At 39.0% G+C, this 24,010-nt stretch carries 26 protein-coding genes; 7 read left to right on the plus strand and 19 right to left on the minus strand.

The genetic code is table 11. The features are described from left to right. Positions 1-38: 38 nt before the first annotated feature. Positions 39-254, minus strand: a complete 216-nt coding sequence (locus B4U37_RS14875) for a DUF1659 domain-containing protein (protein WP_088018848.1) — start codon at positions 252-254, stop codon at positions 39-41. A gap of 57 nt (positions 255-311) precedes the next feature. Between B4U37_RS14875 and B4U37_RS14880 the strand changes: the two genes are divergently transcribed. Then, positions 312-689 carry a hypothetical protein gene (locus B4U37_RS14880; RefSeq protein ID WP_088018849.1) on the plus strand — a complete coding sequence of 126 codons (378 nt, stop codon included), beginning with the start codon at positions 312-314 and terminating at the stop codon, positions 687-689. A gap of 48 nt (positions 690-737) precedes the next feature. Here the strand turns inward: B4U37_RS14880 and B4U37_RS14885 are convergent, their stop codons facing one another. After that, positions 738-1,127: a Spx/MgsR family RNA polymerase-binding regulatory protein gene (locus tag B4U37_RS14885; RefSeq protein WP_088018850.1), complete on the minus strand. Its 390-nt coding sequence runs from the start codon at positions 1,125-1,127 to the stop codon at positions 738-740. A gap of 345 nt (positions 1,128-1,472) precedes the next feature. Here B4U37_RS14885 and B4U37_RS14890 point away from each other — a divergent pair, with 345 nt between their 5' ends. Next, positions 1,473-1,718: a DUF2626 domain-containing protein gene (locus tag B4U37_RS14890; RefSeq protein WP_010194612.1), complete on the plus strand. Its 246-nt coding sequence runs from the start codon at positions 1,473-1,475 to the stop codon at positions 1,716-1,718. Positions 1,719-1,757: 39 nt separating this feature from the next. Here the strand turns inward: B4U37_RS14890 and B4U37_RS14895 are convergent, their stop codons facing one another. Both B4U37_RS14895 and B4U37_RS14900 read right to left on the minus strand, forming a co-directional pair. Next, positions 1,758-2,900 carry a class I SAM-dependent methyltransferase gene (locus B4U37_RS14895; protein ID WP_088018851.1) on the minus strand — a complete coding sequence of 381 codons (1,143 nt, stop codon included), beginning with the start codon at positions 2,898-2,900 and terminating at the stop codon, positions 1,758-1,760. Beyond that, positions 2,890-3,522 carry an MBL fold metallo-hydrolase gene (locus tag B4U37_RS14900; protein ID WP_088018852.1) on the minus strand — a complete coding sequence of 211 codons (633 nt, stop codon included), beginning with the start codon at positions 3,520-3,522 and terminating at the stop codon, positions 2,890-2,892. The genes B4U37_RS14895 and B4U37_RS14900 overlap by 11 nt, the downstream gene beginning before the upstream one ends. Positions 3,523-3,614: 92 nt before the next feature. On the opposite strand from B4U37_RS14900, the gene B4U37_RS14905 reads away from it, so the two are divergent. Together B4U37_RS14905 and B4U37_RS14910 are read left to right on the plus strand one after the other, a co-directional pair. Beyond that, complete coding sequence (locus B4U37_RS14905) at positions 3,615-4,091, plus strand: hypothetical protein (RefSeq protein ID WP_157663801.1); 477 nt, start codon at positions 3,615-3,617, stop codon at positions 4,089-4,091. Positions 4,092-4,204: 113 nt separating this feature from the next. Then, on the plus strand, positions 4,205-4,378 hold the full coding sequence (locus tag B4U37_RS14910; protein WP_010194607.1) for a DUF2759 domain-containing protein: 174 nt from the start codon (positions 4,205-4,207) through the stop codon (positions 4,376-4,378). Between the two features lie 400 nt (positions 4,379-4,778). Here the strand turns inward: B4U37_RS14910 and B4U37_RS14915 are convergent, their stop codons facing one another. The 13 genes from B4U37_RS14915 to B4U37_RS14980 form a co-directional block, all read right to left on the minus strand. After that, positions 4,779-5,093 carry an MTH1187 family thiamine-binding protein gene (locus B4U37_RS14915; RefSeq protein WP_088018854.1) on the minus strand — a complete coding sequence of 105 codons (315 nt, stop codon included), beginning with the start codon at positions 5,091-5,093 and terminating at the stop codon, positions 4,779-4,781. Between the two features lie 18 nt (positions 5,094-5,111). Next, a complete protein-coding gene (locus B4U37_RS14920) occupies positions 5,112-6,242 on the minus strand; it encodes a YqgU-like beta propeller domain-containing protein (RefSeq protein WP_088018855.1) in 1,131 nt (376 codons plus the stop codon). A 132-nt stretch (positions 6,243-6,374) separates the two neighbouring features. Next, on the minus strand, positions 6,375-7,574 hold the full coding sequence (locus B4U37_RS14925) for a M14 family metallopeptidase (RefSeq protein ID WP_088018856.1): 1,200 nt from the start codon (positions 7,572-7,574) through the stop codon (positions 6,375-6,377). A gap of 120 nt (positions 7,575-7,694) precedes the next feature. Next, entirely contained in the window at positions 7,695-9,590 is a 1,896-nt protein-coding gene (locus B4U37_RS14930) for an LTA synthase family protein (RefSeq protein ID WP_088018857.1), read from the minus strand. Positions 9,591-9,972: 382 nt separating this feature from the next. Then, positions 9,973-10,932 (minus strand): ROK family glucokinase, encoded by a 960-nt coding sequence (locus B4U37_RS14935; protein WP_010194601.1) that lies wholly within the window; start codon positions 10,930-10,932, stop codon positions 9,973-9,975. 16 nt (positions 10,933-10,948) lie between these two features. Next, positions 10,949-11,140 carry a YqgQ family protein gene (locus B4U37_RS14940; protein ID WP_088018858.1) on the minus strand — a complete coding sequence of 64 codons (192 nt, stop codon included), beginning with the start codon at positions 11,138-11,140 and terminating at the stop codon, positions 10,949-10,951. Between the two features lie 578 nt (positions 11,141-11,718). Then, on the minus strand, positions 11,719-13,155 hold the full coding sequence (locus tag B4U37_RS14950) for a spore germination protein (protein WP_088020315.1): 1,437 nt from the start codon (positions 13,153-13,155) through the stop codon (positions 11,719-11,721). A gap of 183 nt (positions 13,156-13,338) precedes the next feature. After that, complete coding sequence (locus B4U37_RS14955; RefSeq protein WP_088018860.1) at positions 13,339-14,850, minus strand: rhomboid family protein; 1,512 nt, start codon at positions 14,848-14,850, stop codon at positions 13,339-13,341. A gap of 58 nt (positions 14,851-14,908) precedes the next feature. Continuing rightward, the gene (locus B4U37_RS14960) at positions 14,909-16,636 is read right to left on the minus strand and encodes a methyl-accepting chemotaxis protein (RefSeq protein WP_088018861.1); all 1,728 of its coding nucleotides are present in this window, start codon (positions 16,634-16,636) and stop codon (positions 14,909-14,911) included. A gap of 125 nt (positions 16,637-16,761) precedes the next feature. After that, positions 16,762-16,947 carry a hypothetical protein gene (locus tag B4U37_RS14965; RefSeq protein WP_245840001.1) on the minus strand — a complete coding sequence of 62 codons (186 nt, stop codon included), beginning with the start codon at positions 16,945-16,947 and terminating at the stop codon, positions 16,762-16,764. A 58-nt stretch (positions 16,948-17,005) separates the two neighbouring features. After that, positions 17,006-17,950, minus strand: a complete 945-nt coding sequence (locus tag B4U37_RS14970; RefSeq protein WP_088018863.1) for an L-lactate dehydrogenase — start codon at positions 17,948-17,950, stop codon at positions 17,006-17,008. A 90-nt stretch (positions 17,951-18,040) separates the two neighbouring features. Continuing rightward, complete coding sequence (locus B4U37_RS14975; protein ID WP_157663802.1) at positions 18,041-18,835, minus strand: DUF92 domain-containing protein; 795 nt, start codon at positions 18,833-18,835, stop codon at positions 18,041-18,043. Beyond that, positions 18,813-19,388 (minus strand): 5-formyltetrahydrofolate cyclo-ligase, encoded by a 576-nt coding sequence (locus B4U37_RS14980; RefSeq protein WP_088018865.1) that lies wholly within the window; start codon positions 19,386-19,388, stop codon positions 18,813-18,815. Before B4U37_RS14980 ends, B4U37_RS14975 begins: the two co-directional genes overlap by 23 nt. Before the next feature lie 229 nt (positions 19,389-19,617). Here B4U37_RS14980 and rpmG point away from each other — a divergent pair, with 229 nt between their 5' ends. Beyond that, entirely contained in the window at positions 19,618-19,767 is a 150-nt protein-coding gene (gene rpmG, locus B4U37_RS14985) for a 50S ribosomal protein L33 (protein WP_010194590.1), read from the plus strand. A gap of 39 nt (positions 19,768-19,806) precedes the next feature. On the opposite strand, the gene B4U37_RS14990 is transcribed toward rpmG, so the two are convergent. Beyond that, complete coding sequence (locus tag B4U37_RS14990; protein ID WP_088018866.1) at positions 19,807-20,868, minus strand: nucleotidyltransferase family protein; 1,062 nt, start codon at positions 20,866-20,868, stop codon at positions 19,807-19,809. Positions 20,869-20,882: 14 nt separating this feature from the next. Continuing rightward, positions 20,883-22,625: a glycosyltransferase family 4 protein gene (locus B4U37_RS14995; RefSeq protein WP_010194588.1), complete on the minus strand. Its 1,743-nt coding sequence runs from the start codon at positions 22,623-22,625 to the stop codon at positions 20,883-20,885. Positions 22,626-22,859: 234 nt separating this feature from the next. On the opposite strand from B4U37_RS14995, the gene B4U37_RS15000 reads away from it, so the two are divergent. Then, positions 22,860-23,240 carry a hypothetical protein gene (locus tag B4U37_RS15000; RefSeq protein ID WP_010194587.1) on the plus strand — a complete coding sequence of 127 codons (381 nt, stop codon included), beginning with the start codon at positions 22,860-22,862 and terminating at the stop codon, positions 23,238-23,240. Then, positions 23,230-23,742, plus strand: a complete 513-nt coding sequence (locus B4U37_RS15005; RefSeq protein ID WP_010194586.1) for an MltG/YceG/YrrL family protein — start codon at positions 23,230-23,232, stop codon at positions 23,740-23,742. Before B4U37_RS15000 ends, B4U37_RS15005 begins: the two co-directional genes overlap by 11 nt. Positions 23,743-24,010: the final 268 nt, after the last annotated feature.

Raw genomic sequence — 24,010 nt, forward strand, 5'->3', positions numbered from 1 at the left:
GCATCTACCTCCTTTCTTTCATGAATTGATTACACTTCTTAACCTAGGTAGTGCAACTCACTACGTCTAACATTCGATACAGGTGTTGCCTGTAGACCTGAAATTGCTCCTGCTGCTTGTAATAGCGCTGTCGCTTCTGCATCTACTTTAATGTTGTTGTAGTTTTTGGAACGGAACAACAAATTCCCTTTTTCATCTTCTCCTAATTCATACATTAGACGAAGTTGGACATTTTCTACTGCGTAATCTGCCATGTTCTCACCCCCTTTCACCTTCTATATAAAAAGTTAGAAGAGAAAAGTAGTGAACATATGAAAATAATATTTGTTTTTGGTTTAACACCACTGTTCCTTTCCGCAAATGGCTTCGCTTTCCGTGGGACGGTGCTTGAGCCTCCTCGCTGCGCTACGGGGTCTCAAGCTACCGTTACTCCCCCGCTGGAGTCTACACCATTTGCTCCAATTCACAGCTGGAAATTACATAAAAGTAATTTTATTTGTTTTTCAGATTTCTTTTTTAGCCTTAAGTTGAATGAAGTCACCTTGTTGATTGGAGTGGAAGGCGCGCAGACGCCCGCGGGAGGAAGGGACAGGGGAGACCCCGGAGGCAAAGCCGAGGAGGCTCCCGGACCGCCCGCAGGCAAGCGAAGCGCCTGGAACGGAAATCAACCGGATTATATGCTTTCTTAATCAAAAAACCATCCCATCTACAAAGGTAGTTGGAATGGCTATTTTGGGTTATGAGACGGATTGCTTTAGTTCTAGTTTAGGCTTATGTCTGGAAAGCTTTTGCAACGCAGATTCATTATACCCAACAATCAACTTTTTCCCGCTAGTGATAATTGGTCTTCTTAGTAGCTTAGGCTCCTCAATAATTAATTCTATTAGTTGGGAAAGAGATAATTCATTTACATCAATTCCAAGATCCTTAAAAGTTTGGCTTCTAGTCGCTAATATCTCATCAATTCCTTCTGTTGTTAATGAAAGAATTTTTATCATCTCTTCTTTGTTCGGTGTTTCCCGAAAAATATGCTTCTCCTGAAATGGAATATTATTACCTTTCAACCACTTCTTCGTCTTTCTACATGACGTACAACTTGGGTAACTGTAAAAAATGATTTCATTCATCATGCTTACCTCCCCGTTCTTTTTAATTTCTTCAGTATTTTATGTTAATCCTATTGTATACCACTTGTATAACTTTTGTACAGTAAAAAGATAAGTGTTTTATGAACAAATTGCGACAAGATCTTTTCTTCATTAAAAAAGAAGGCTTTCTGTTTAACTTTGCACTATAATGGAAATAGGTATGATAGAAAAATAGTTGCATAATCATTATGGTTCTGGTGAAAAATGTACTTATCTTGTAATCGTCACAAACTAGAAACAAACGCTTATTTACAAGTAAAGTATTGGTACATTATAATAGGAAAGTGACAAGCATAAGGATTAGTGCGTAAGGAGGGGATACATATGGATCGTATGTACCGTGTAATGGGTTTCTGGACTGGGATTTTCGCGGTTATGTTTTATCTTGGCCACATGACTCAAACGTCTTTACTTTTCTTCGGACAAACGGTATTCTTCATTTTATTAAGTTATCTTAAGCTATCTGAACGTATGTACATCTATATTTTCGGAGCATATTTAACAATTTTCTTTGTTGCCTTCTCGTATTGGACAACATTTATGATGGTGCCTGGATCTGGTGGTCATTAAACATACGTAGCTAAACAATAAAAAGCGATTGACTTTATGTCATCGCTTTTTATTGTTCTTAAAATCAATTATTGTTCCCCAACTATCCGACCCCTTTTCATGAATGAGTACATGGAAAGAGTTGCTCCAGCTGCTGTCCATGATCAGGGTGCGGATCGCTCGGTTCTGTTTGCTTTTTTCAGAAAAAGGGTCTGGGTCTTGGTTTTCCTGTAGATATTCCAGTATACCTGCTGCGACGAGGAATTCCCCCTGCCTCATGGTTCCTACATGGCTAAACTCCCAATCATCAAAGCTCTCTTCTAACGCATCGAGATGAATATGTGCCGTTAAATCCATCTCTGTAGGATATTTTAAGGGATCCTTTACCAATTGATGCTGGTGATAACCACGCAGACTGCCCTCCAATAAGTCCTGACTGGCCAATTCAGAAAAACGATAGCCATAATCAACCGTTATAATGGTACCTGCAAGCATCCATTCTCCAAGGATGTTCGCATAATGCATCATTGCTAAAGGGACTTCCATTCGTTGACCTTCAGAAAAGATCAGTTTATTTTTAGAAATATAAGCCTGGATTTCTTCATTATCAAGAGGTAGACTTCTTTCAGACAGGTTTCCATCTTCATCTATTGTTACGAATACTTCCTTCAGAGTTCCATTTTTATATTCAATAACATGGACAGGCAAGGCATCAAATAGCTCATTGGAAAACAGAACACCCTTTCTAAATCTGTCAGGGACATCCTCTAAGGAAGTAAAGTAGCTAACAGGCACAGAGTCAGAAATCGTCGTTTTCTGCAAATGAATGTGATAAGAGCTTGTCTCCACCATAACATAGCTTAAGTGCCTATAGAGCAGTGGATCAAGGAGTTTAAATTCCTCCAATAGATGCTTAGCAAACCTTCCATTCCCTCCGCCTACTTCAATAATCACAGGTGGAATATCTGTTTCATTAAAGTACTTGACCAACAGTTTAGCAAAAAGCTTTCCATAGACAGTATGGACATTACTGCTTGTGATAAAATCCCCTTTTGTTCCTACCTTATTCTTTGGCTTCATATAGTAACCTTCAGAAGGATGATAGAGTACCGTCATCATATATTCAGCAAAATCCAATTTCCTACCAGGAGCTTTCTCTATCTTTTCTTGCAAAAATGCTGGTATCATAGGTTTAAAATCCATTAAGGAATGGGTTACTATCCATTTCCCTCTCTATGGTAGTGGTCATTCCATGGCCTGATAAAACGGTTGTTTCTTCCGGCAAAATCAACAGCTTGTTGTGTATGCTTTGTATAAGCTGTTCATGGTTGCCTCCTGGAAGGTCCGTTCTTCCGATGCTTCCAGCAAAAAGGGCATCACCTGAAAATACCACTTTGCTTGCTTCATGATAAAAGCTCACACTGCCTGGTGAATGGCCTGGAGTAAATAATATTTCTAGTTCAAAATTGGAAATGACTAATTTTTCTTCTGATAAGATTAGATGTTCTGCAGGATTAGCCGTTATTGGCCCAAGCTGGAAAAACTGCGAGCCGTTTAGACTTGGATCCCCAAGCCAATTCTTTTCTTTCTTATGTACATAAACTGGAACATTCCAATGTTTACGAACGGCATCTACCGCTCCTATGTGATCAAAATGTGCATGTGTCAACAAGATAGCCAATGGCTTAAGCGCATTTTCTTCCAAGTAGGAATTGAATGCTTCCCCTTCACTTCCCGGATCGAAAATGAGGCATTCTTTTCTTTCATTTATGAGGAGGTACGCATTTGTTTGCAGCGGACCAAGTGGTAGCTGTTTCCATTTCATATCTTTCCACACCTTTCCTTGAAGTATCTATCCATCTATTTTACACTAAGAAGTAGAACTTGAGAAACGAAAGGATATTGCCTATGAAGTCGATGTTCGGTTTGGAAATACAATGTGCAGATGATAAACCGCAATACTTTCAGAACCTTCTCTTACAGCTTAAACAAATAGCCAGTATATTTGATTCAGATGACAGTTTGCTTATTACCGATTCTGCCATGGAGGCCAAGGTTGTAAAAAATATGTTGATGGACCGATGTATCTTAGAAGAAACATATACCCTTTCCTTAATTGAAAACCCGGTTGCCACCAGACTCTTCACGGATTATGGGTTTATTTCAGAAAAAAATAATCATTACTTGTATCAAGACATGATATCTATCTTTCGAATTGAAAGCGGTAAACAAGTTGATATTGATATGTTTCTTATCCAAATGGAAGAATCAATAATTGCTATTGAGGAACAATATAAAAAATCCTATATTATTGATAAAGAAAATAAAGAATTTATGATGAAAGTAGCTCGAGCTTATGACATAGAAGTGTCAATTTTTGACCTCGACAAATAGTAAGAAAACATTTAAAATGTAAATGGAGTGTAGTGTAATGTTCCATTACATACTTATTTTATGGAATTTCTTTTAAATAGAAATGGAAATGATCTCTGAAAGGGGCGTTAACCTTGCCATTAGTTATTATTTTTGGACTTGTAACACTTTTATGCGTATTTGCACTTGTCCGTTCCCTTAAAGAAAAAAACTTCCTAGGAGTTCTTTTCGCATTCGGAACTGTTGCAGTGTTTGGTTGGTTTACAGTAATGACTGTCATTGAACACGGTTATCCGGTAGCACACTAAGTTGATAGTGCAGGCATGCAAAAGAGTATTCTTCCCGAATTGGGAGGGGTACTCTTTTTTGTTGGTTTTAAATTCAAGCAAATTTTGATTTAGTGAATATACTGATAGCAAAGTTAGATATTCTATTAACCACCGCTGTTGATTTTACGGCTATATATTTGTTTGTTATAGGAAATACTATATATATTAATGATTCGTGGGAGGGTGATATGGTTGGCATTGAGGACATTGTGCGGAAGCTGCAGTGGGACAGGGAGAAGAAAAATCTTTATGCTGCCCCTCTATAAAAAATGTACAAAGTGTAAAGGGCACGGCCGCTTAACAAAGAGTTTCTATATTTAGTGAAAAAATATAATAAATGCCAGGCACTCCGTTAACGAAGTGTCTGGCATTTCATTTTTTATATGGAGCGTTTAGATTCCACTGCGCGCAGTTTATCATCCATTTGTACGCTTTTGTCTCTGCGGTCATCTATTCTTATATTGGTTGCTACTCGATGAAGGCCTTTTTGAAACGGAGCCTCATGGATAACCTGCACTACGTGCATTAACGTTGGGAGTTCTCCCTCGATAATCGTACTCATGGGAGTCAATTTATAGTCGATTTTTCCTTCTTTTTTAAATCCCTCCAAGATATCTTGTATATCTGCGACATAGTCACTTACACTAGGCCCATTCGTTCCAATTGGAATAACAGTAACATCGACGATTGCCATTCTTTTTTGCCTCCTTTTTTAGGATAATTCTACTAAATTTACTATCTCCTTAGTTGAAGGAATTATTATTTGCTCTAACTGGTAACCATACAAACAATATACCCCATTTGGAGAGCATTTCAATGGCGCGTTCTCTAAATCTTTTGCCAGTACCTTCTTTTCCCCGCTTTTGCTGTCAAATGATATTAACTGAAAGCCATCAGAATACCCATCTGCATTCCCAGGTCTGGTTGACTCAAATGTATAAAACATCTTTGTGTTCTCTTCAAAATCATAATATGGAATAAAGTAATTCGAATATAACGTAAGTAATGGCGCTTCATAGGAATGCATTACTTCTAATTCCGGAAAGCTATAAAATGAATAGGAAGCTGTTCCAACATCATCCACGGACCCGGCGGTGATAAGCTGGTTATCGTACGTATGGAACATCACGACGCTTTCCATAAGCTCCCGTATTTCTTCCGTCCCTAAATCCTCTGCATATAACGGAGCTTCCAATGCGGGCATCTCATGATTCCAATCAATATAACCTATCTCTTCATTTGGCAGCCATTGCACAAACGGATCTGCCACATCTTTTTTTATCATACTTTTATTATGGACATCAAGCAGAAAGGTTTCATAAGACCAGTCCTCTTTAAATGAGGACACAACCAGCTCTTGTGCGGAAAAAGGATTCCAAGAATAGACAAGATCTATAGAGTTATCAAATTTCCATTCGGCAAGTTCCTCTCCTTTGTCAGATAGAACTCTTAGTTTCCCTTCAGTTGAAGAAACTGCAGAGCGAACAAGAAACATGTCATATGTCTTATTAGCTTCGACTGACATGATCAATTCTTCAGATTTATAAAACACTTCTATTTCACCTGATATCAGATGAAAGGAATGGACGACAGAACCGGTTCCTTCGTTAGTTATATATAAAATGGTTTCATCATTAAACCATTCTGAAACAGTACTGAATTGATCAAATGGTAATGAGAGCTTTTTAAGTGGTTCTTTATGAAAGTTTGATGGGTTGAAAGGTTTTTGTTTTTCCTGATTTGAGAGCGCAGGCGCGTTACTAACTTCCTTGGGGTGAGGAGGAGATTGACATCCTATCATAAAACAAATAATGATACAGACTACCCAAAAAATCTTTTTCATTGCACCCCTCCTTTTTTCCTATCTTAATAACGATTATGAGGCAGGAAAGGTTTCAATACAAGCTAAAAAATATTATATTCTTACAGGAATAATTTCCACTATTAAAAAAACGGCAAGTCAGGAGCTTTGCCGTTAAATGTATAGGGAAGCCAGAAAAATACCGAGGGTTTTTTGGTAGATCGTGTCGTATTGGGATAAGGGAAGCGGGTTAATTCCCCTGCCAAGTTCCAACGTGAATCCAGGCTTTTTATATTCCTGAATGAACCAATCTTTGAATCCGGCGTGACTGTCAACATAACGAACGCTTTTATAGGTACTGACCCTTTCAAATTCCTCTGCGATCGCTTCACTCTCCACAGGTTCCAATCCTTCATAACCCCAGTAGAACTCTTCTCCTTGGGTATGAACCGCAATCACTTTATCAAAATGTTCTTTATCGACAAGGCTAGCCATCGCCAATGCCTCAGGCTCAGTCAACGGCAAGTCCCCAGGATAATCCCGTGGAGAAGGAACTTTCTCTTCTTTTCTTGTCTTCTCTATTTTCCAATTGGCAGGAAAATGCTTATTTAAATCAATACCCCTGATGTTTGCTTTCCACCCTAAATAATCAAGACGATCCTGATTGATGTTTTCCACCAGTTCCTTAAAAAGACTTTCAGATGGGGGGCCATTCAGGACAAGATCCACTCCATCAGGATTCACCATCGGAACGATGGATAGCTCTGCTTGTTCATACAAAGGTATACAAGGAATCCCTCTTAATGGTGTATAGTTCGTTAAACATCTAAGGTAGTCGTTGATTAGGTTCATAATGACCGCGCTGGTGATCCATTCGTTTGCATGGAAACTGCCATTCCAATGAATTTTCTTCTTTCCTTTACCTAAACGAATGTGGTGCAGTGGCTTTCCCATCACAGATTGTCCTATTGAAGTGCATTGAATGAACGGGTAAACTCCTATTAGTCTCTCTATGTCCTTAATTAATGTTTGGTAATTGTAAGGCTTTCTTGGATTAACTATATTTTGCGTAATCCTAAGTGGAACTGTTAGAACGTCACCTGGTTTTAGACGTCCAGGATCTTTTCCTTGGTTCAATAACATCATACAATCAGTGGAGATATTTATCTTCTGAGCGATTGTATGAATGGTCTCTAATGCTTGAACCTCATAATCATTATGTGTAAAGCCTGGGAGAACTATTTCTTCGCCTGCATTGAGGAGTTCTGAGCTCGAGGCAACCTCAGGGTTGGAATCACAAATTAAGTTCAAAGGCAGCCCAAATAACTGACTATAGTACCATAAAGAATCTCCTCTTCTTGCATAGACCTTCATTCTAAATCACCGCCCACCATAAGCATTTATACTAACCATATGGTGAAGAGGGTAAATTTAGAACGTTGTCTCAAAATGAAAAAAACACCGAAAGCAGTTACCTGCCTTCGGTGTTTGTATTTATTCTTCTATTTTGCTTTCATCAACTTGAATGGAGGTCCCATCATAGAAACGAAGCAGATCTCCATACACAATTTCATCAGAGTATTGAAGTTCTTTTTTCGCTTTTTCCATATAAGGCTCACAAGCTGATTGGTCTGTCTCTTGTTCTGTTTCCTTATCGTAGCATGCATTTTTCGTATAAACTACTTTGTCAGTGACGAAGCTTCCGTCACGGAATACAACAAAATCATTTCTGTCTTCGGAGAAAAGGTCTGCTCCGAATTGAATATCATTTTTCGTTTCCATTCCAAGTAAGTGTTTGATAGTAGGCTTAAGGTCAATCTGTCCACCAACTGTATCAAATTCTTTCGGGTTTTTATCCGTCACACCTGGGATGTGAACAAACATTGGAACACGTTGCAATTGAGCATTTTCAAAAGGCGTAATCTCTTTGCCTAAATATTGGCTCATTGCTTCGTTATGATTTTCGGAGATACCATAGTGATCTCCATAAAGGATGATGATGGAATCTTCATAAAGCCCTGATTTCTTTAACTCATCAAACAAGACCTTAATTGACTCATCGCTATATCTAACCGTAGGGAAATAACGGTTCAACGTACGACTGTTTGAATCAAATTCATCAACAAATTTGTCCTCTTCATCCAATACGAATGGGAAGTGATTAGTTAACGTAATAAATTTAGCATAGAAAGGTTGTTCTAAATCCTGCATATATGGGATGGATTGTTGGAAAAACTCAATATCCTTTAAGCCCCAACCTACAGAATTTTCTTCGTTAACATCATAACTTTCAATATCAAAGAATTGGTCATATCCAAGTGATTTATACATCACATCGCGATTCCAGAAACTTTTGTTGTTTGCATGGAACGTTACAGGAGTATAACCTTCTTCTTTAACTGCATTAGGTGTAGCTGTATGGAAATCATTTGTTCCATGAGTAAAGAACACAGCACCGCGTCCTACAGGATACAAGGAATTATCTAATAAGAACTCAGAGTCTGATGTTTTCCCTTGACCTGTTTGGTGATAAAAGTTATTAAAGTAATAACTTTGATCTTTTAATTCATTTAAGAACGGAGTAATCGGTTCGCCGTTAATTTCTTTATCGATAACAAAGCTCTGCATGGATTCTAATTTTACTACAATGACGTTCTTACCTTTTGCAGCACCATATAAATCGTCATTAGGTGCTTTATAGCTAGCATTGATGTAGTTCTGAATCTCTGCAAGTTCACTACCATCAGCCATTGCACGTTGAGCACGTGTTTTGGATTGGATTACTGCATCATAAACATGGTAGTTGTATGTTCCTAAGTTTTTCACTAGAATTTCACGGTCAAATGTACGAGTCAATAATTGAGGTCTTTCTGTTTCTGCCAAACCTAAGTTGAAAAGAAAAATACCCACAATGGACAAGAAGTACATTTTGCGAACTTTTGGTCTCCATGTGCTCATGCTTACAAATGATGGCGTCCATTTTGCAATTGCAATAAGAATTACTACATCAATGAACATTAATAAGTCAACTGGTGTCATTAGTTCCGTAATACTACCACCAAGATCACTCATATTACCTGATTGAAAAAGTAGCGGAATGGTGATGAAATCATTGAAGAAACGGTAGTAGACGGCATTTGCATAAAGGACAAACGATACGATAAAACTTGTAATGATCAGGTATCGTTTCATTCCCTTCTCTTTAAAGAAGAGGGCAAAACCGGCAATAAGCAATATAAAGCTTAACGGATTAATAAATAGAATAAATTCTTGTTTAAGGGATTCAATTGTAATGTTAAAACTTGTTTTATAAACGATATATGTTTTTACCCAGAGCAGAACGACTGCAATCAGGATAAAAGGCACTTTTGATTTAAAGGCTTGCTTCATCTTTTTTTACCTCCTTATAGCAAAGACAGGGAAGCTCTTTATTTTAGTATTGTTAAAAAAACTTTTTAGATGTATCCATGACCAACTTTTCATTACTCTAAAAATTTGGCTACGACATATCTTAAAACTTTTTTTACAAAAAATCAATGGATAATTAATACTGTATTTATATTAAAGAGCTAGAATAATAGTCTTGGCGTTGTTTCCCGTTATATATAATAGACGCAGTACAAGCCAAAAAGTTTCAAAAAATATAGATGTTTATTTATTCGAAATAGTCAAACAAAAAAGAGACTTCTGCTAAGAAGCCTCCGTTACGCGCTATTCTTGCTTCTTTCTATCTTTTTACCCAAGAGAAAGAAAGAATAAACTATACACTTTTTTACAATTTTGTTTTTGCTAAATACGCAGCTCCGATTACCCCTGCATCATTTCCTAACGTTGCCTCAGCTATTTTCACACCGACTTTCGTTCTTGGGAACAAGTATTTTACAAAATGATGACGAACAGGATTTAATAATTTGTCACCTGCTTTTGAGACTCCTCCACCAATGACGATTTTCTCAGGGTTCATGGCATTTGCAAGGTTTGCAAGAGCCAGTCCTAAATAAAATGAGACTTTATTGACTACATATTGGGAAATTTCTTCTTGCGCCTCAGCTTGTTCAAAAATTAATTTTGCAGTCAACCCTTCTTGTTTTGTTAACTCTTCTAACTTGCTGCCCGGATTTTCTTCCATTGCTTCTTTAGCAAGACGAACGATTCCCGTAGCAGATGCAATCGTTTCCAGACAGCCTGTTTTTCCACAGTTGCATGGTGCTCCACCTTCTGGAATTACGGTGATGTGGCCTATTTCTCCACCAGCTCCGTTTATACCATGGACAATTTCTCCATTAGTGATGATACCTCCCCCTACACCTGTTCCGAGGGTAACACAGATAAGATCTTTAGATCCTTCGCCGGCACCTTTCCACATTTCCCCGATTGCAGCAAGATTCGCATCATTGTCCACAACTACAGGCAATCCCGTTTCTACTTCCAGCAGATCTTTTAGAGGGTAATTCTCCCATCCCAAGTTAACTGCTTCATATATTAAACCTGTTGCCATATTGACCGGACCCGGTGCTCCCATTCCAAGTGCTTTAAGTTTAGACTTTGATTCGCCTAGTTCTTCTAGTTTGCTGTCTATAGCTTTTGCAATATCAGTTGTGATATATTTCCCTTTTTCACTTATATTTGTGACGATTTCCCACTTGTGTGCAATTTCACCGTATTGTGTAATGAACGCCATTTTTATTGTTGTGCCTCCAAGGTCGACACCAACCAACCATTTGTTTTCCATTTGTTTCACCTTTTCTTTATCTTAATTTAGATATTTCATGTCGCAGTAAAATCATTGCGGACTGGAAAACGCTTGCATCCAGCACCCCTGACCGATAGAGTTCTCTTATTTCATCTTCCATTAACTCTAGGTCTGCTAATTTGTCGCCTGTGTAGATAAAGGCACCATAGCTTTTTAAAAGTTGTCTTATGTCAAACATTGTTTTCATGACTTCACCTTTTCTTCTTTACTAGTTGAAAGGGTTTACGCTCCATTTTTAGTATAAAGGATTCACTTCGGACGTCAAGCAAGAAAACATAAGAAAAACCGGGATTACGCTCCCGGTCCTTTATTTCAGAAAAAACTTTACTTGGATTGTTAACCACCGCTGTTCCTTTCCGCAAATGGCTTCGCTTTCCGCGGGACGGTGCTTGAGCCTCCTCACAACGCTTCAGGGGTCTCAACCTACCGTTACTCCCCCGCTGGAGTCTCCGCCATTTGCTCCAATGCACAGCTGGAAATTACGTAAACGATACGTTAATGCATAATCAGTTAAAACAGTTAGATATCTTTTACAAACCCTTCGCTGAATGATGTCACTTTGTTGATTGAAGTGGAAGGCGCGCAGACGCCCGCGGGAGGAAGGGACAGGTGAGACCCCGGAGGCTCAGCCGAGGAGGCTCACGGACCGCGCGCAGGCAAGCGAAGCGCCTGGAACGAAAATCAACAGGATTATATGATTTCTTATTCTTTACAAAAAGAAAAACGGATGGTGTGGTGGCCATCCGTTTCGTTTATCTATTCTTTTTATCTGTCCGGGTCTTCCGGGTGGAGAATTGTCGGTCTTCTGTTTTTCAAAGGAATTGGAGAACGTATTAACACATCTCTGAACCCTCTGTAATTGAATGGGATAAACGGCCACAAGTACGGAACATTGTAGGACTTCATCATCATCAGGAAGAGAATGAGTATCACGAGCCCTGCCATAAATCCAATGACTCCAAACATGTACGTCAATAGGAGCAGTACAATCCTAAATAACCTATTTGCCAAACTGAGTTCATAACTTGGGGTCGAGAACGTACCAATTGCTGCAATGGCAAGGTAAAGGATTATCTCTGGTACAAAGAGCCCCACTTTTACCGCCACATCCCCAATGAGAATTGCTGCCACAAGTCCAAGAGCGGTACCTAAAGATGTTGGCGTATGAATGGCTGCCATTCGGAGCATATCCATCCCTATTTCAATGATGAGGATCTGGGCAATCAACGGGACTTCTCCCGTTTCCGTTGGACCGATATATGCTAATTGTTCAGGCAGTAACTGTGTATTCGTTGCCAGCAGAAACCATAGTGGCAAAATAAATATGGACGCCCACACTGCCATAAATCGGACAAGCCTTAAGTAGGCTCCAACCACCGGTTTGTTTCTGTACTCCTCAGCATGTTGCAGATGATGCCAAAATGTAGCGGGAGTTATAATGACACTTGGGGAACCATCCACTATGACAAGTACATGTCCTTCATATAAATGAGCTGCAGCTGTATCTGGCCTTTCTGTGTACCTGACTGTAGGATAGGGATTCCAGTGACGTCCTCCAACAAATTCCTCCAGTGTTTTTTCTGCCATTGGCAGGCCATCTGTATCAATATTTTGTAATGATTCTTTAATTTCCTCCACCAGATCAGGATCTGCAAGTTCGTCCAAGTAACAAAGACTTATATCTGTCTTTGATCTTCTTCCAACCTGCAAATATTCCATTCTGAGTGAACTGTCTCTTACTCTTCTGCGGATTAAAGCACAGTTGAAAATCAATGTCTCTACGAATCCATCTCTCGAACCGCGAACTACTCTTTCCATGTCAGGCTCTTCGGGGCCTCTGACAGGATAGGTTCTTGAGTCAATAATAATCGCTTCCTCAAGTCCTTCTACAATCATAACAGTTGGACCTGCAAGGACCTGATCTACAACGGTTTCCAAATCATCTGTTTTATCAATTTCTACGTATGGTATGTACGTCTTTAAAAGTTTATCCAGAGGTTTTTCATCTAAATCTTCCGGCAAAAGGTCGGACAAAAATTTCATTAAAAATAGCATGATATCATCTTTACCGAAACCATCCACCAGGAACATCCCTATTTTTCTACCTGCATAATGGAGATCCAGAAAGATTAAATCAAAACTTTTATCCACTGCCATTCTTTCTTTTAAATATCCAACATCCTCATCGAAGTTTCCCGACATTTTTCTCGTTGGTTTATGCCAAGTCAAAATGAGTTCCTCCTAATTCTTGATGTATTAGGTATGAAATATTTATCATCTTTTCATTTTCTGCTATAACTAGCAAAAAAATACAAGAACGCACAAAAAAAACAGCAGGAATTACCATCCCCTAGGAATGGTAATCCTTGCTGTTTTTAAGAAAGTTCATTCTAACCCATCGATTTCAGTGCGTAAGTTATTATAGGCTTCTACGGAAGAATCAAGTTCAATGGCTCTGTCTATAGAACTTGATGCCTTTTCAATTTCATTTAACTCTAGATAGACTAGTGCTAAGTTATAGTGTGCTTCATGGAAACTTGGTTGCAGAGTAGTAAGTCTTTCTAACCTATTTTTCGCATCCTCTATGTTGCCTTCTTGGATATCAATATAGGAAAGATAGAAAAGTACCTCTGGAAATTCTTCTTCCCTGTCTTCGAAATCAATCAAGAGATTATATGCTTCTTCATATTGCTCCTGTTGAACTAACGTTTCAGCTTGTTTTATTTGGGCAGTTGGATTCTCTGCATTATAGCCTTCTTGAAGCAGGAAGAATGTTAAAACAGCCGCTACCCCAAACCCAAGGATTCGTTGGATATATTTTTTATGCCTCGGTAGATGCACAACGGCTGATGCCAAGAAGCCACCAATCAACCCACCAATATGACCAGCATTATCAATACCTGGAATAGTGAATCCGATAGCTAAATTTATTCCTATTAATACTAAAATATTCGCACCCATTGTCCGGAAAAACATTTTCGGATGAATGATTCCAACAAACAGGAGCGCCCCAAAGCAACCGAATATCGCCCCAGATGCACCAGCAGATAACGATGATGTAAATACGAAGCTAGCTAATGACCCAGTAAATCCTGCAAACAAATAAATAGCTAGAAAACGGATGTTACCATAAATTCTCTCTACAGCAGAGCCTAAATAAAATATGGCCATTGTGTTGAGCAATAAATGAAGAAATCCTATATGGAGGACAATAGGTGTAAAGAAACGCCACCACTCCCCTTCCAGGATGGCTGGGTTATATTTCGCGCCGTACTTTACTAATGTCTCAGAATTCTGGCTTCCTCCATTTGTCTCCAGCAAATAAAACATCACTAAATGTAAAAAGATAAAAAAGTAGGTGAAAAGGGGTTTTCCATGTTGAAATAAGGACCTTTCCTTTTTATCTCTTTGGGAAGAAGCATTTAGGACGCTCTGTTTGAGTTGGTATAGACCTAGATCGTCCCGTTCATTCTCTTCTTTTATGGAGACCTCATCCCCAGTTGCTTGTGCAATCTTGTTTAATGTATGTTGTGTATTTCCTTCATGCAACACGATAGAATGAAGCTCTGTTTTTTCATTTTCAAAAGGTTCTTCCACCCTGAATTCCCAGTCATCCACAGGTGGGTATGATGAAACATAAATATTGTATGCATGTAAACGACGTTTTCTCAACTGTTGCTTGAAATTAACGACGTGACTGGATGCATTTTCAATATCACGCTGAAGCCATGTGCTCCAATCCAGATCATGTCGATAGATTCTGATAATTGGTGCTTTTTTATGGGTAAGGTTTTCTAACCAGAGTTCGTTTTGGTCTGGAGAGATATGTAAAATCCGATATTCTTTACTTACAACGAAATGCTGAATAAGTTGCCAAAATAAGCGATCTTGCTTCAAACGCCCACCTCCTCGTTCCTATATTTTATATGGTCCAAGGAGAAAAGTAAAAAAATAACTATATTGATTCTTTGTCAAACTGAAATCTCGCCGTGATGATGGAAAGGGATTTGGATAGGGCATTTAGTTTCTTTCCTATTTCGTTCGTATATTCCATCTGTCCTACTTGATTTTCACTGGCTGATAGCATTTCTTCTGAACTTGCGGAAGTTTCTTGGGAGACTGAGAGCAAACTGTCAGTAGCAGATTCCAAATTAGGTAAAAACTCTTGCCATCCTTTTAGATCTCCATTAATGACATTAAGGTTCTCGCTCACTTCTTCCATTTCTGCCATCAACTCATCAAAAGTCACTTTAGATAGGTTTGCAGTGTGCAAGTTATCTTTAATCTTTTCATGCATGTTTTCAAATTCATTTACAGCATTTGTAGTGACGTCTTCCATACGCCCGATGGAACTTGTAATCTCCTCTGCGGCAGAAGTTGATTGTTCGGCAAGATTCCTTACTTCGTTAGCTACAACAGCAAATCCTTTTCCAGCATCACCTGCCCGAGCAGCTTCAATAGTTGCATTTAGTGCCAATAGCTTTGTTTGTTCGGCAATTCCTTTTATTAGCACTACTAACCCTGTAATCGAAACGGAATAATCTTTCACATTTTTCACTGTATTGGAAAGCTCTTCAAAATCGTTTTCGAATTTAATAATAGTTGTTATAAGCGTATTCATGTGTGCTTTTCCTATCTCCGCAGAGTCATCCATTCTGTTGGAACTAGAAAATACCCGAGACATATTGTTTTGCATTTCTCCAATAATGTCTTTCATTTCTTTGATACTTTGAACACTGGTCTCAGAACTAGAAGCAGTTTGCATAGCCCCTTCTTTTACCATATGAATAGAACTTATTAATTGATGAGTGGAAACCAAGGAATCTTCTGCTGAAAGTCCTAGTTGGGTACCTGTCTCTTCTAATTCTTTTGTTGTTTGCTTTATCTCTTTTACTACTTGAGTCATGTTGTGAATCATTGAATTGTAGCTTTTGTTTAAAGACACAAGTTCAGGAATGGATGTTTTCATATTCTTTGTAGGCAGAAGATTTCCTTCTCTTCCTTCTCTCATCGCTTCTCTAAGGACAGATAAAGGCTTTGTTAAGGTGCGAACGAAAAGAATGGTGATGCAGGTGAAAAGAATAATACTAACTGAGATTACCATTAGTGTGAAGATACCCATTTCATGAACAGGACTTAAATAAGATTTAGTCGGAAGAATTAAAGCATATATTCCATCCAGCTCTTTCATTTCTTGGTAGGTGATTGTATATTCCACCCCGTCAATACGTTCTTTTAAAATCCCTTCTTTGCTGTTGACCATCCATTCCACCATGTTATCAGTCATTGACGGAAGATTACCTTCACTTACCTTGAATGGCTGAATTTCGTTATTCGTTATGTAAAAGAACTCCGGAGAGATGCCATCCTCTTTCAATGTATCCCTTTGTGAGCGAATATTCACCTCTAACTGTTGCATAAAATATGCGTCATCACTTATGTATGTAAACTTTAAAGGCTCCGCAATATATCCCATAAGCTCTACTTCTCTAACAAGACGATTTTCCATACTTTCAATGGTCATTTCTTTAGATTTAGTATAGGAAACGATTCCCACTGCTGTGATGGACGTTAACATCAATGTTATAAAAAGAATAAATAGTCTAGTACCTAGATTTATTTTTCCTAAGTAATGTTGTACTTGCACCTTGATTCTGTTTTTATCAATTACTAGTTGTTTCATCCAGCTGATCCCCCTGTAACTCCTATTCGTCTAACAGAATGAATTATAGAGGAAAAATATTAATCTAATGTTAATTTTATGTAATTTTATCACCAAAAGAAAAACCGCCAGCATCCACTGGCAGTTTATCCACGAAATACAGTTTGTAAAAAACGGTCGCGTACAAAAGGAATATCCATTCCAAACGCTACAACAAATCTCCGAATGCTAGCGATTCCCAAAATGTAATTTAGGATTTTATAACGACTTTGATAAATGGCATATGTACCGACGCCAATCAGAAAAATTCTTATTAAGAATCCCATCATCATCCCTCCTATCTATATCTTGCTTAAAAATAAAAAAAACATGCCAACAAAAAGGCATGTTTTAGAATACTTTATCTTTAATCTCTGATAATACTTTAACTGAGTGTTGAAACTGCTCTGTCTCTTTTTCACTTAAATCAAGTTCAAGTATGTCTCTAATTCCGTTTCGGTTGACGATAGCAGGAACTCCAATATAAATATCCTTACTATCATACTCTCCATCCAAGTAGGCAGAAACAGTCAAAATGGAATTTTCATTTTGAAGGATCGCTTTGGTCAGCCTCACAAGCCCCATGGCAATTCCATAATAGGTTGCACCTTTTCTCTCAATAATTTGGTAGGCTGCATCTCTTACGCTGACAAAAAGATCATTTAGATCTTCCTCTCTGTACTTTTCCTGTTTTGCCATCAGTTCTAAGATTGGTTTTCCGCCAATATCGGCTTTACTCCAAACAGGCAGTTCCGTATCCCCATGTTCCCCAATGATATAAGCGTGCACATTGCGTGCATCCACTTGAAAATAATCACCGAGCACATAGCGAAATCTTGCCGTATCAAGAATGGTTCCAGATCCGATTACCCTCTCTTTAGGCAGCCCTGAGAATTTCCAAGTGGCGTAAGTTAAGATATCCACCGGATTTGTTGCGACAAGAAAAATGCCGTCAAATCCATTCCCCATTACTTCATCTACTATGCTTTTAAATATCTTTGTATTCTTTTCAACAAGATCTAATCTAGTTTCACCTGGTTTTTGATTGGCACCTGCACAAATCACCACAATATCTGCATCCTGGCAATCTTTGTAATCTCCATACCAGATTTTTGTTGGTGTTGGCGCAAATGCTATTCCATGATTTAAGTCCATTGCATCGCCCTCTGATTTTTCCCTGTTCAGATCGATCAATACAAGTTCTTCTGCCACACCTTGATTCAATAAGGCAAATGCATAACTAGACCCGACAAACCCTGTTCCTATTAAAGCAACACGACTAATTCCGTTTCTCATGGTATCTCCTCTTTTCTCACCTAGGTTATTATTACATAATCATTATATCAAAAAAGATTGTGAAATACTGAGCAAATTATAACTATTTTGTTACATTAGAAGCAAGATTGTGATGACACTTGCGATGAATATAGATGCGATGTTGACCACATCATTATTCACCCACTCATTCCCTTTTACTAATTGTGTTGGTACTTTACAGTGTTCTTTCTTTTCCACGTGTTTTCCGCATACTTTACAACGGTAAGCAGATTGAACCGTTGCCCCAAGAAACGTGTCAATAAAGCAGCCAACCACTCCCATTGCAGCAAGGAAGAGGGCTATCGTGATATGTATTTCACTCCATAAAAAGGAGGCAGCAACACTAATTAACGTAGCGCCAGCTAATGCTGCTAGGGTTCCTAATACAGAAATAGCCCCGGAAGTCCCTGCTTCCACTGTTTCCATTTTTATGATGGAGAACGGCCGTTTCTTACTTAGTGACCCTATTTCCGATGCCCAAGTATCGGAGTTCGCGACAGCAATGGCAACGACAAAGCCGTATATCCAATAGTCTGCAGGAAATATGTACGCCGACATTCCCACTAGTGCAGGCACACCACCATTAGCAAAGACTTGCACGATATCCCGTTGCGAACCTTTTTCATGCATATCTGTCATGTTTTTTTTCTGCTTACGGTTGTATTTACTCCATAAACTAGATGTCACAAAGAACAGTCCAATCAATAAGAGACCATATCCTTTAAAACCTAAAGCAATAAATATTCCAACAAAGAAGGTACCAAAGGCTCCAGAAGCAGCCAAAGCCTTTAATTTGTATCCTCCCCAAGCCAACACAATAATCCCGATTATTAATAGAATGTCATTTTCTAATAGTGCAGTCATACACGACCTCATTTGTCACAATTTTATGTACGGGTATATCATAATAATCGGTCGGGACTTTTTTAACGAGCTGTTGTGAAAATGCCAATGATACTTTGGAGCCCGTGTATCCCACCAGGTAACGGTCGTAATATCCACCGCCGAAGCCAATTCTATATCCTTCCTCATCAAAAATAAGACCAGGAACCAGCACTAGTTCCAGCTTGTCTTTGGGGCATAATTCCACTTCTTTGACGATAGGTTCTTTTAAACCGAAGTAGACGGACTCTAGCTGGTTGAGGTTTTCTAGGAAATAAAACTCCATGCTTTTCGTGCTTGGATAACATTTCGGCACCGCCACTCTCTTCTCTTCTTCCCATGCGCGCATGATGATGGCTTCTGTATCCACTTCTGGAAAACGAGAAATCGTCACACCAATCGCTTGTGCATGTTGCCATTCTTTTGAAGCAAATAGCTTATCGTGAATGTCTTTGCTTTTTGCAGCATGGCTTGAACGGTCCATGCCCCCAAGTTTTTTTTTCATCTCATCCCTTAACACACTTTTCTCTTTCATTATCTTGCCTCCTAAAACACGCTTACTACTACCATACCAAAATACACCCAACAGGCTCAAGCACACGCCCCGCGGTAAGCAAACCCCCAAAACGAAAGGAAGCAAGGAGCCATAAATACCCCTTTGAACTTTATTTTTCCCATCACGAAAAAAAACTGGCATTATAAAAAAAATAATGATATTATAGTAAGGTCTGAATTGAATGCACTATATGTTTGGAGGGATAACGATGCGCGTAAACGTAACTTTAGCTTGTACTGAAACTGGTGATCGTAACTATATCACTACTAAAAATAAACGTAACAACCCAGATCGTCTTGAGCTTAAAAAATACAGCCCAAGATTGAAAAAAGTAACTGTACACCGTGAAACGAAATAAGCAGCAGGATTTTCCTGTCTGCTTATTTTTTTTTGCCCATTATCCAGCTTCCACAGGGCTAATATTCTTTTTATTTTTGACCTTCACAGATGTACCTGCTTTATATCCCTCGCTAATTTGATACCTTGGTGCAATGGTTACATTTCTTATAGATGACGGAGAGGTGTGCTCAATGGTGACATCATCCCAGACAATGCTCCTGCTTAACTCACAGTCTTTTGTTATTTTGGAACTCTTGCCGATGATGGTGTACTTGCCAATAACCACATGATCTCCCAAATAAGAATCATTACCGATATATGCCGGCCGGTTGATGGTCACATTGTCTTCCATTTTAACATTAGAGCCAACCCATAAATTAGGCAATACCTCTTCAGCAGCTATATGGACACGTACTTTTTTATCCAGCATGTCGTATTGGGCCTGCCGGTAATCTTCATGGCTGCCAATATCTTTCCAATATCCATTTGCGTGGTAGCCAAATAGGCTCATGCCGTTTTTGATTAGCCTTGGAAAAATGTCCTTGCTAAAATCATACGCTTTTCCTTTTTCCATCATACATAATACAAACGGATCTACCACATAAATTCCAGTGTTTACAACCTTACTGAACTCCTCTTCTTTCTGTGGTTTTTCCACGAATCTCCTGATATGGCCCTGTTCATCCGTTTCTACAATTCCGAACTTATTCGGCTTTTTGACTTCCTTTGTAAAAATAGTGAACAAGGAGTGCTTTTGCATATGATAGCGCACTCCCGCCATCAAATCGAAGTCAGTCAATGCATCCCCGCTTATAACGAGAAACGGTTCATCAAGCAGGTGTTCCGCATTTTTCACGCTTCCGGCAGTCCCAAGCGGAAGTGATTCCTGCAAATAAGTTATTTGCACGCCCCATTGGGAACCATCTCCAAAATAGCTTCTAATTTTATCGCTTAAATATTGAAGGGTGATGATGATTTCTGTAATTCCATGTTCTTTCAAAAGTTCAATACTATATTCCATGACAGGTTTATTTAGCAGTGGCACTAATGGTTTTGGGAGTTTTTGTGTTAATGGCAACAGCCGGGTACCTTTCCCCCCAGCCAATATGACTGCTTTCATAAGCTTTATCCCTCCTACTGGACGGAAGAAGTAGTAACTGTTGTCTCATAAACCGCCTCTGTCTGCTCTCTTACATCTTCCCAGTTATATTTTTGCTTCACTTCATTTAACGCCTTTTCACCTAGGCTAGCAGATAAGGATGGGTTCTCTATTATAGCTGATACCTTTTCACTTAGATCAACGGCATTCCCTGGCTCAAACAACAGCCCGGATTCTCCGTCTCTAATAATAGAAGAAAGTCCTCCAGTTCTGGCCGCTAATACTGGTTTACCAGCTGCCATACCTTCAATGGCGACTATTCCGAACGGTTCATAAATACTTGGAACAAGAAGCATGTCGCATCGTTTTAATAACGTTGCTTTTTCACGTTCATTTAAATATCCGACAAATAATATAGTTTTCTCCAGCCCTGCCTGACTGACTAATGCTTGATAGTCAGACAAATAAGGGCCTTTACCAGCTAGGATAAACAGACATTCCGGATGGTTTTCATGTATTTTCTTTGCAGCTTCTATTAAAGTGGTGATCCCTTTCTCAGGTACCATTCTACCTAAAAATAATGCAAGATTGGTGTATGATTTCCGATTCAAAAAGTCCGATACGCTTTCACTTTCCTCATTTGAAAGCTGAACCCCATTTGGGATGACACGAACTTCTTTTTTACCGTGAATCTTCCTTTCCACTTCTTTTTTCATAAAAGTGCTACAAACTATCAACGCATCAGAATTATGAATCAAGGATTCTTCCCATCTAGCAGTTTGAAGCTGAATAGGGTATTCCAGATTGCTCCTGCCCTGTTCAAGCGCATGAATGGTTGATACTAATGGAAGTGTCATAAACCCTTTCAACGCCCTTGCGGCAAACCCAACAAGCCAATCATGGGCGTGGATGGTGGTAAACATCTTGTCACTTTTAAGATTCCTCACTTGATCTACCAAGTTCATATTCGTTTGGGCGACAAAAAGGTGAAAGTCATCATATGTGCATTCCACTTCTTTTGCCCTGTAGATGGTTATCCCTTCCACCGTTTCAGTTTCAGGTGCTCCAAGGCAATGAGGAGTCACAAGCGACACGAGATGCCCTGCTTGTGCCAATTGTTTAGAAAGTTGCCAAACGTGTTGTCCGAGCCCTCCTAAAACAGCAGGAGGGCACTCCCAAGACAACATGATAATATGATAGTTATTTTTTATTTCTTCATGTAACAAAAGATTATGTGATGAATCAACAGAATAGAATACATCAGAAGTAACAGTTTCCTGAAATGTTCCAGATCTAAACTGACGTGTATTTTGGAGTGCAGAAGAGGGTTTTTCATAAAAAGTATAGCCTGCAGCCAACTGTTGCCATTTCCCTTTGGCAATCATGTTTATGGGTGTCCATATCTGGTATGCCGTTTCAGCAGGTGCAATTATCCTACCCTCTACTTTCAGCGTGTTGCTTGAAAAAAAAGGGAAAAATCTGTCTGCATTCCCTACACCAATCTCCGCTTGAATGAAATTGTATTGGCTGATTTCTGGAAGTGATATGCTGCCACGATATATTTCTGTTATTATATCCAAAAAGAAGGCGTCATTTCTACTGACCTGTGAGGTTCCTTTCCATCCTATCAGTCTGATGTTCAGCCCATCCTCTCCTATTGACTGATAGACCTTAACGAAATCTTTCCTCCATTGATGTACGAACCATTCCGCTTTCATGTTTCCGTCTTCGCAAACCATCAACCTAATAAATTCCTTTTCTGGCTCTATGATGCTCATGGTCAAACCTCTTCCCCCACGAATCTATCTTTTCTTTCATCTTATCATGTGAATTTTCTTTTCCACAACAGCCGGTTTTTGTCGTCTTTTGTGATAAAGCGTAAATTTTTATGTCCGTTGACAAAAAACGTTCACAAAACCGTCATATGTTTCTGAGGAATTTGTCGAAAGACTATTTTTCCATCTCTACTCCTATGATATAAAAAAGAGAGAAACTTTTATCGAGGTGAAAAAATGTTAATCGCAAGTATAAGTTTGATCATTATTGCAGTCGCAGTGATTGTAGTTTCCTTCTTTGTGGATGACAAGTTTGCTGACTTAGAAAAGGAAATGGAACAATTATCCTTTGATGTTGTTCAGGACAAATATAAGTTGGAAAGAAAAATGAAAGTATTAGAAGAAGAACTATTGGGTGGAACTACTCCTATACATAAGGTTAAGTTGAAAAAACAAGCAAGCCACCAAAATGTAAGTGAAGAAGATGTCGCTATTTCTCTTTATCAAAAAGGATACACACCTTCTCAAATCTCTCAATTCACTTCCACTTCTATGGACAAAGTGGAACAGATCCTTCAATCTGCCAACCTAAAAGGGAATGTAGCCAATGAGAACTAATCTGAGAGCATTCGCAATTGGCATCCTTTTCGCTACAGGAGTAATGGGAGTTGCCTATTCTGTTGTAAGCGCCGGAGCAACTTCATTAAATGAAGAAAGTGTTCAGGCATATGCATCAGAAAATGACCTTCATCTGTTATCAAAGGAAGAGTATGACGAGTTATTGCCTGACGTAGAACCGGTAGAAGAAAAGAAAACAGAACAAAAAGAAGAAGAAGAAGTGAAAGAAGAGAGTAAGAACAACGAAGAAGAGGCAAAAGAAGACACGGAAGTTGCAGAAGAACAAGAAGAAACGAATGAACCTTTTGAAATCGTAATACCAGATGGAATGGCAACCTACGAGATCACCGCGTTATTAGCACGCGAAGGTATCATCGAGGATGACAAGAAGTTTGACGCATACCTAGAAGACAAAAACATTGCAACCAAGGTGCGTTCTGGAACGTTCACCATGAAAAAAGGCATGAGTTATGAAGAAGCAGCAGACGTATTGATAAAATAAATTTTGTTGTAAAAGCACCGGTCCACTTTGGACGGTGCTTTTTGTGTTGCTTTCAACAGCTAGAGGAGCGCCTCATGAACCGAGCAAACTACTCCCTGGAATAGCGCCTAAAATCAAATCGGGCGATAATCTGAGTTTACGGGCGATTTTTGAGATTTACGGGCGAAAATAAAATTATACGGGCGATTTTACAAAAATACGGGCGAAAACTGAACCTTTTCGGGCGATAATTTAAAAAAACGGGCGATTCCCACTAAATGTAAACTAA

The sequence above is a fragment of the Sutcliffiella horikoshii genome (assembly GCF_002157855.1).
Taxonomy (GTDB): Bacteria; Bacillota; Bacilli; order Bacillales; family Bacillaceae_I; genus Sutcliffiella_A; species Sutcliffiella_A horikoshii_C.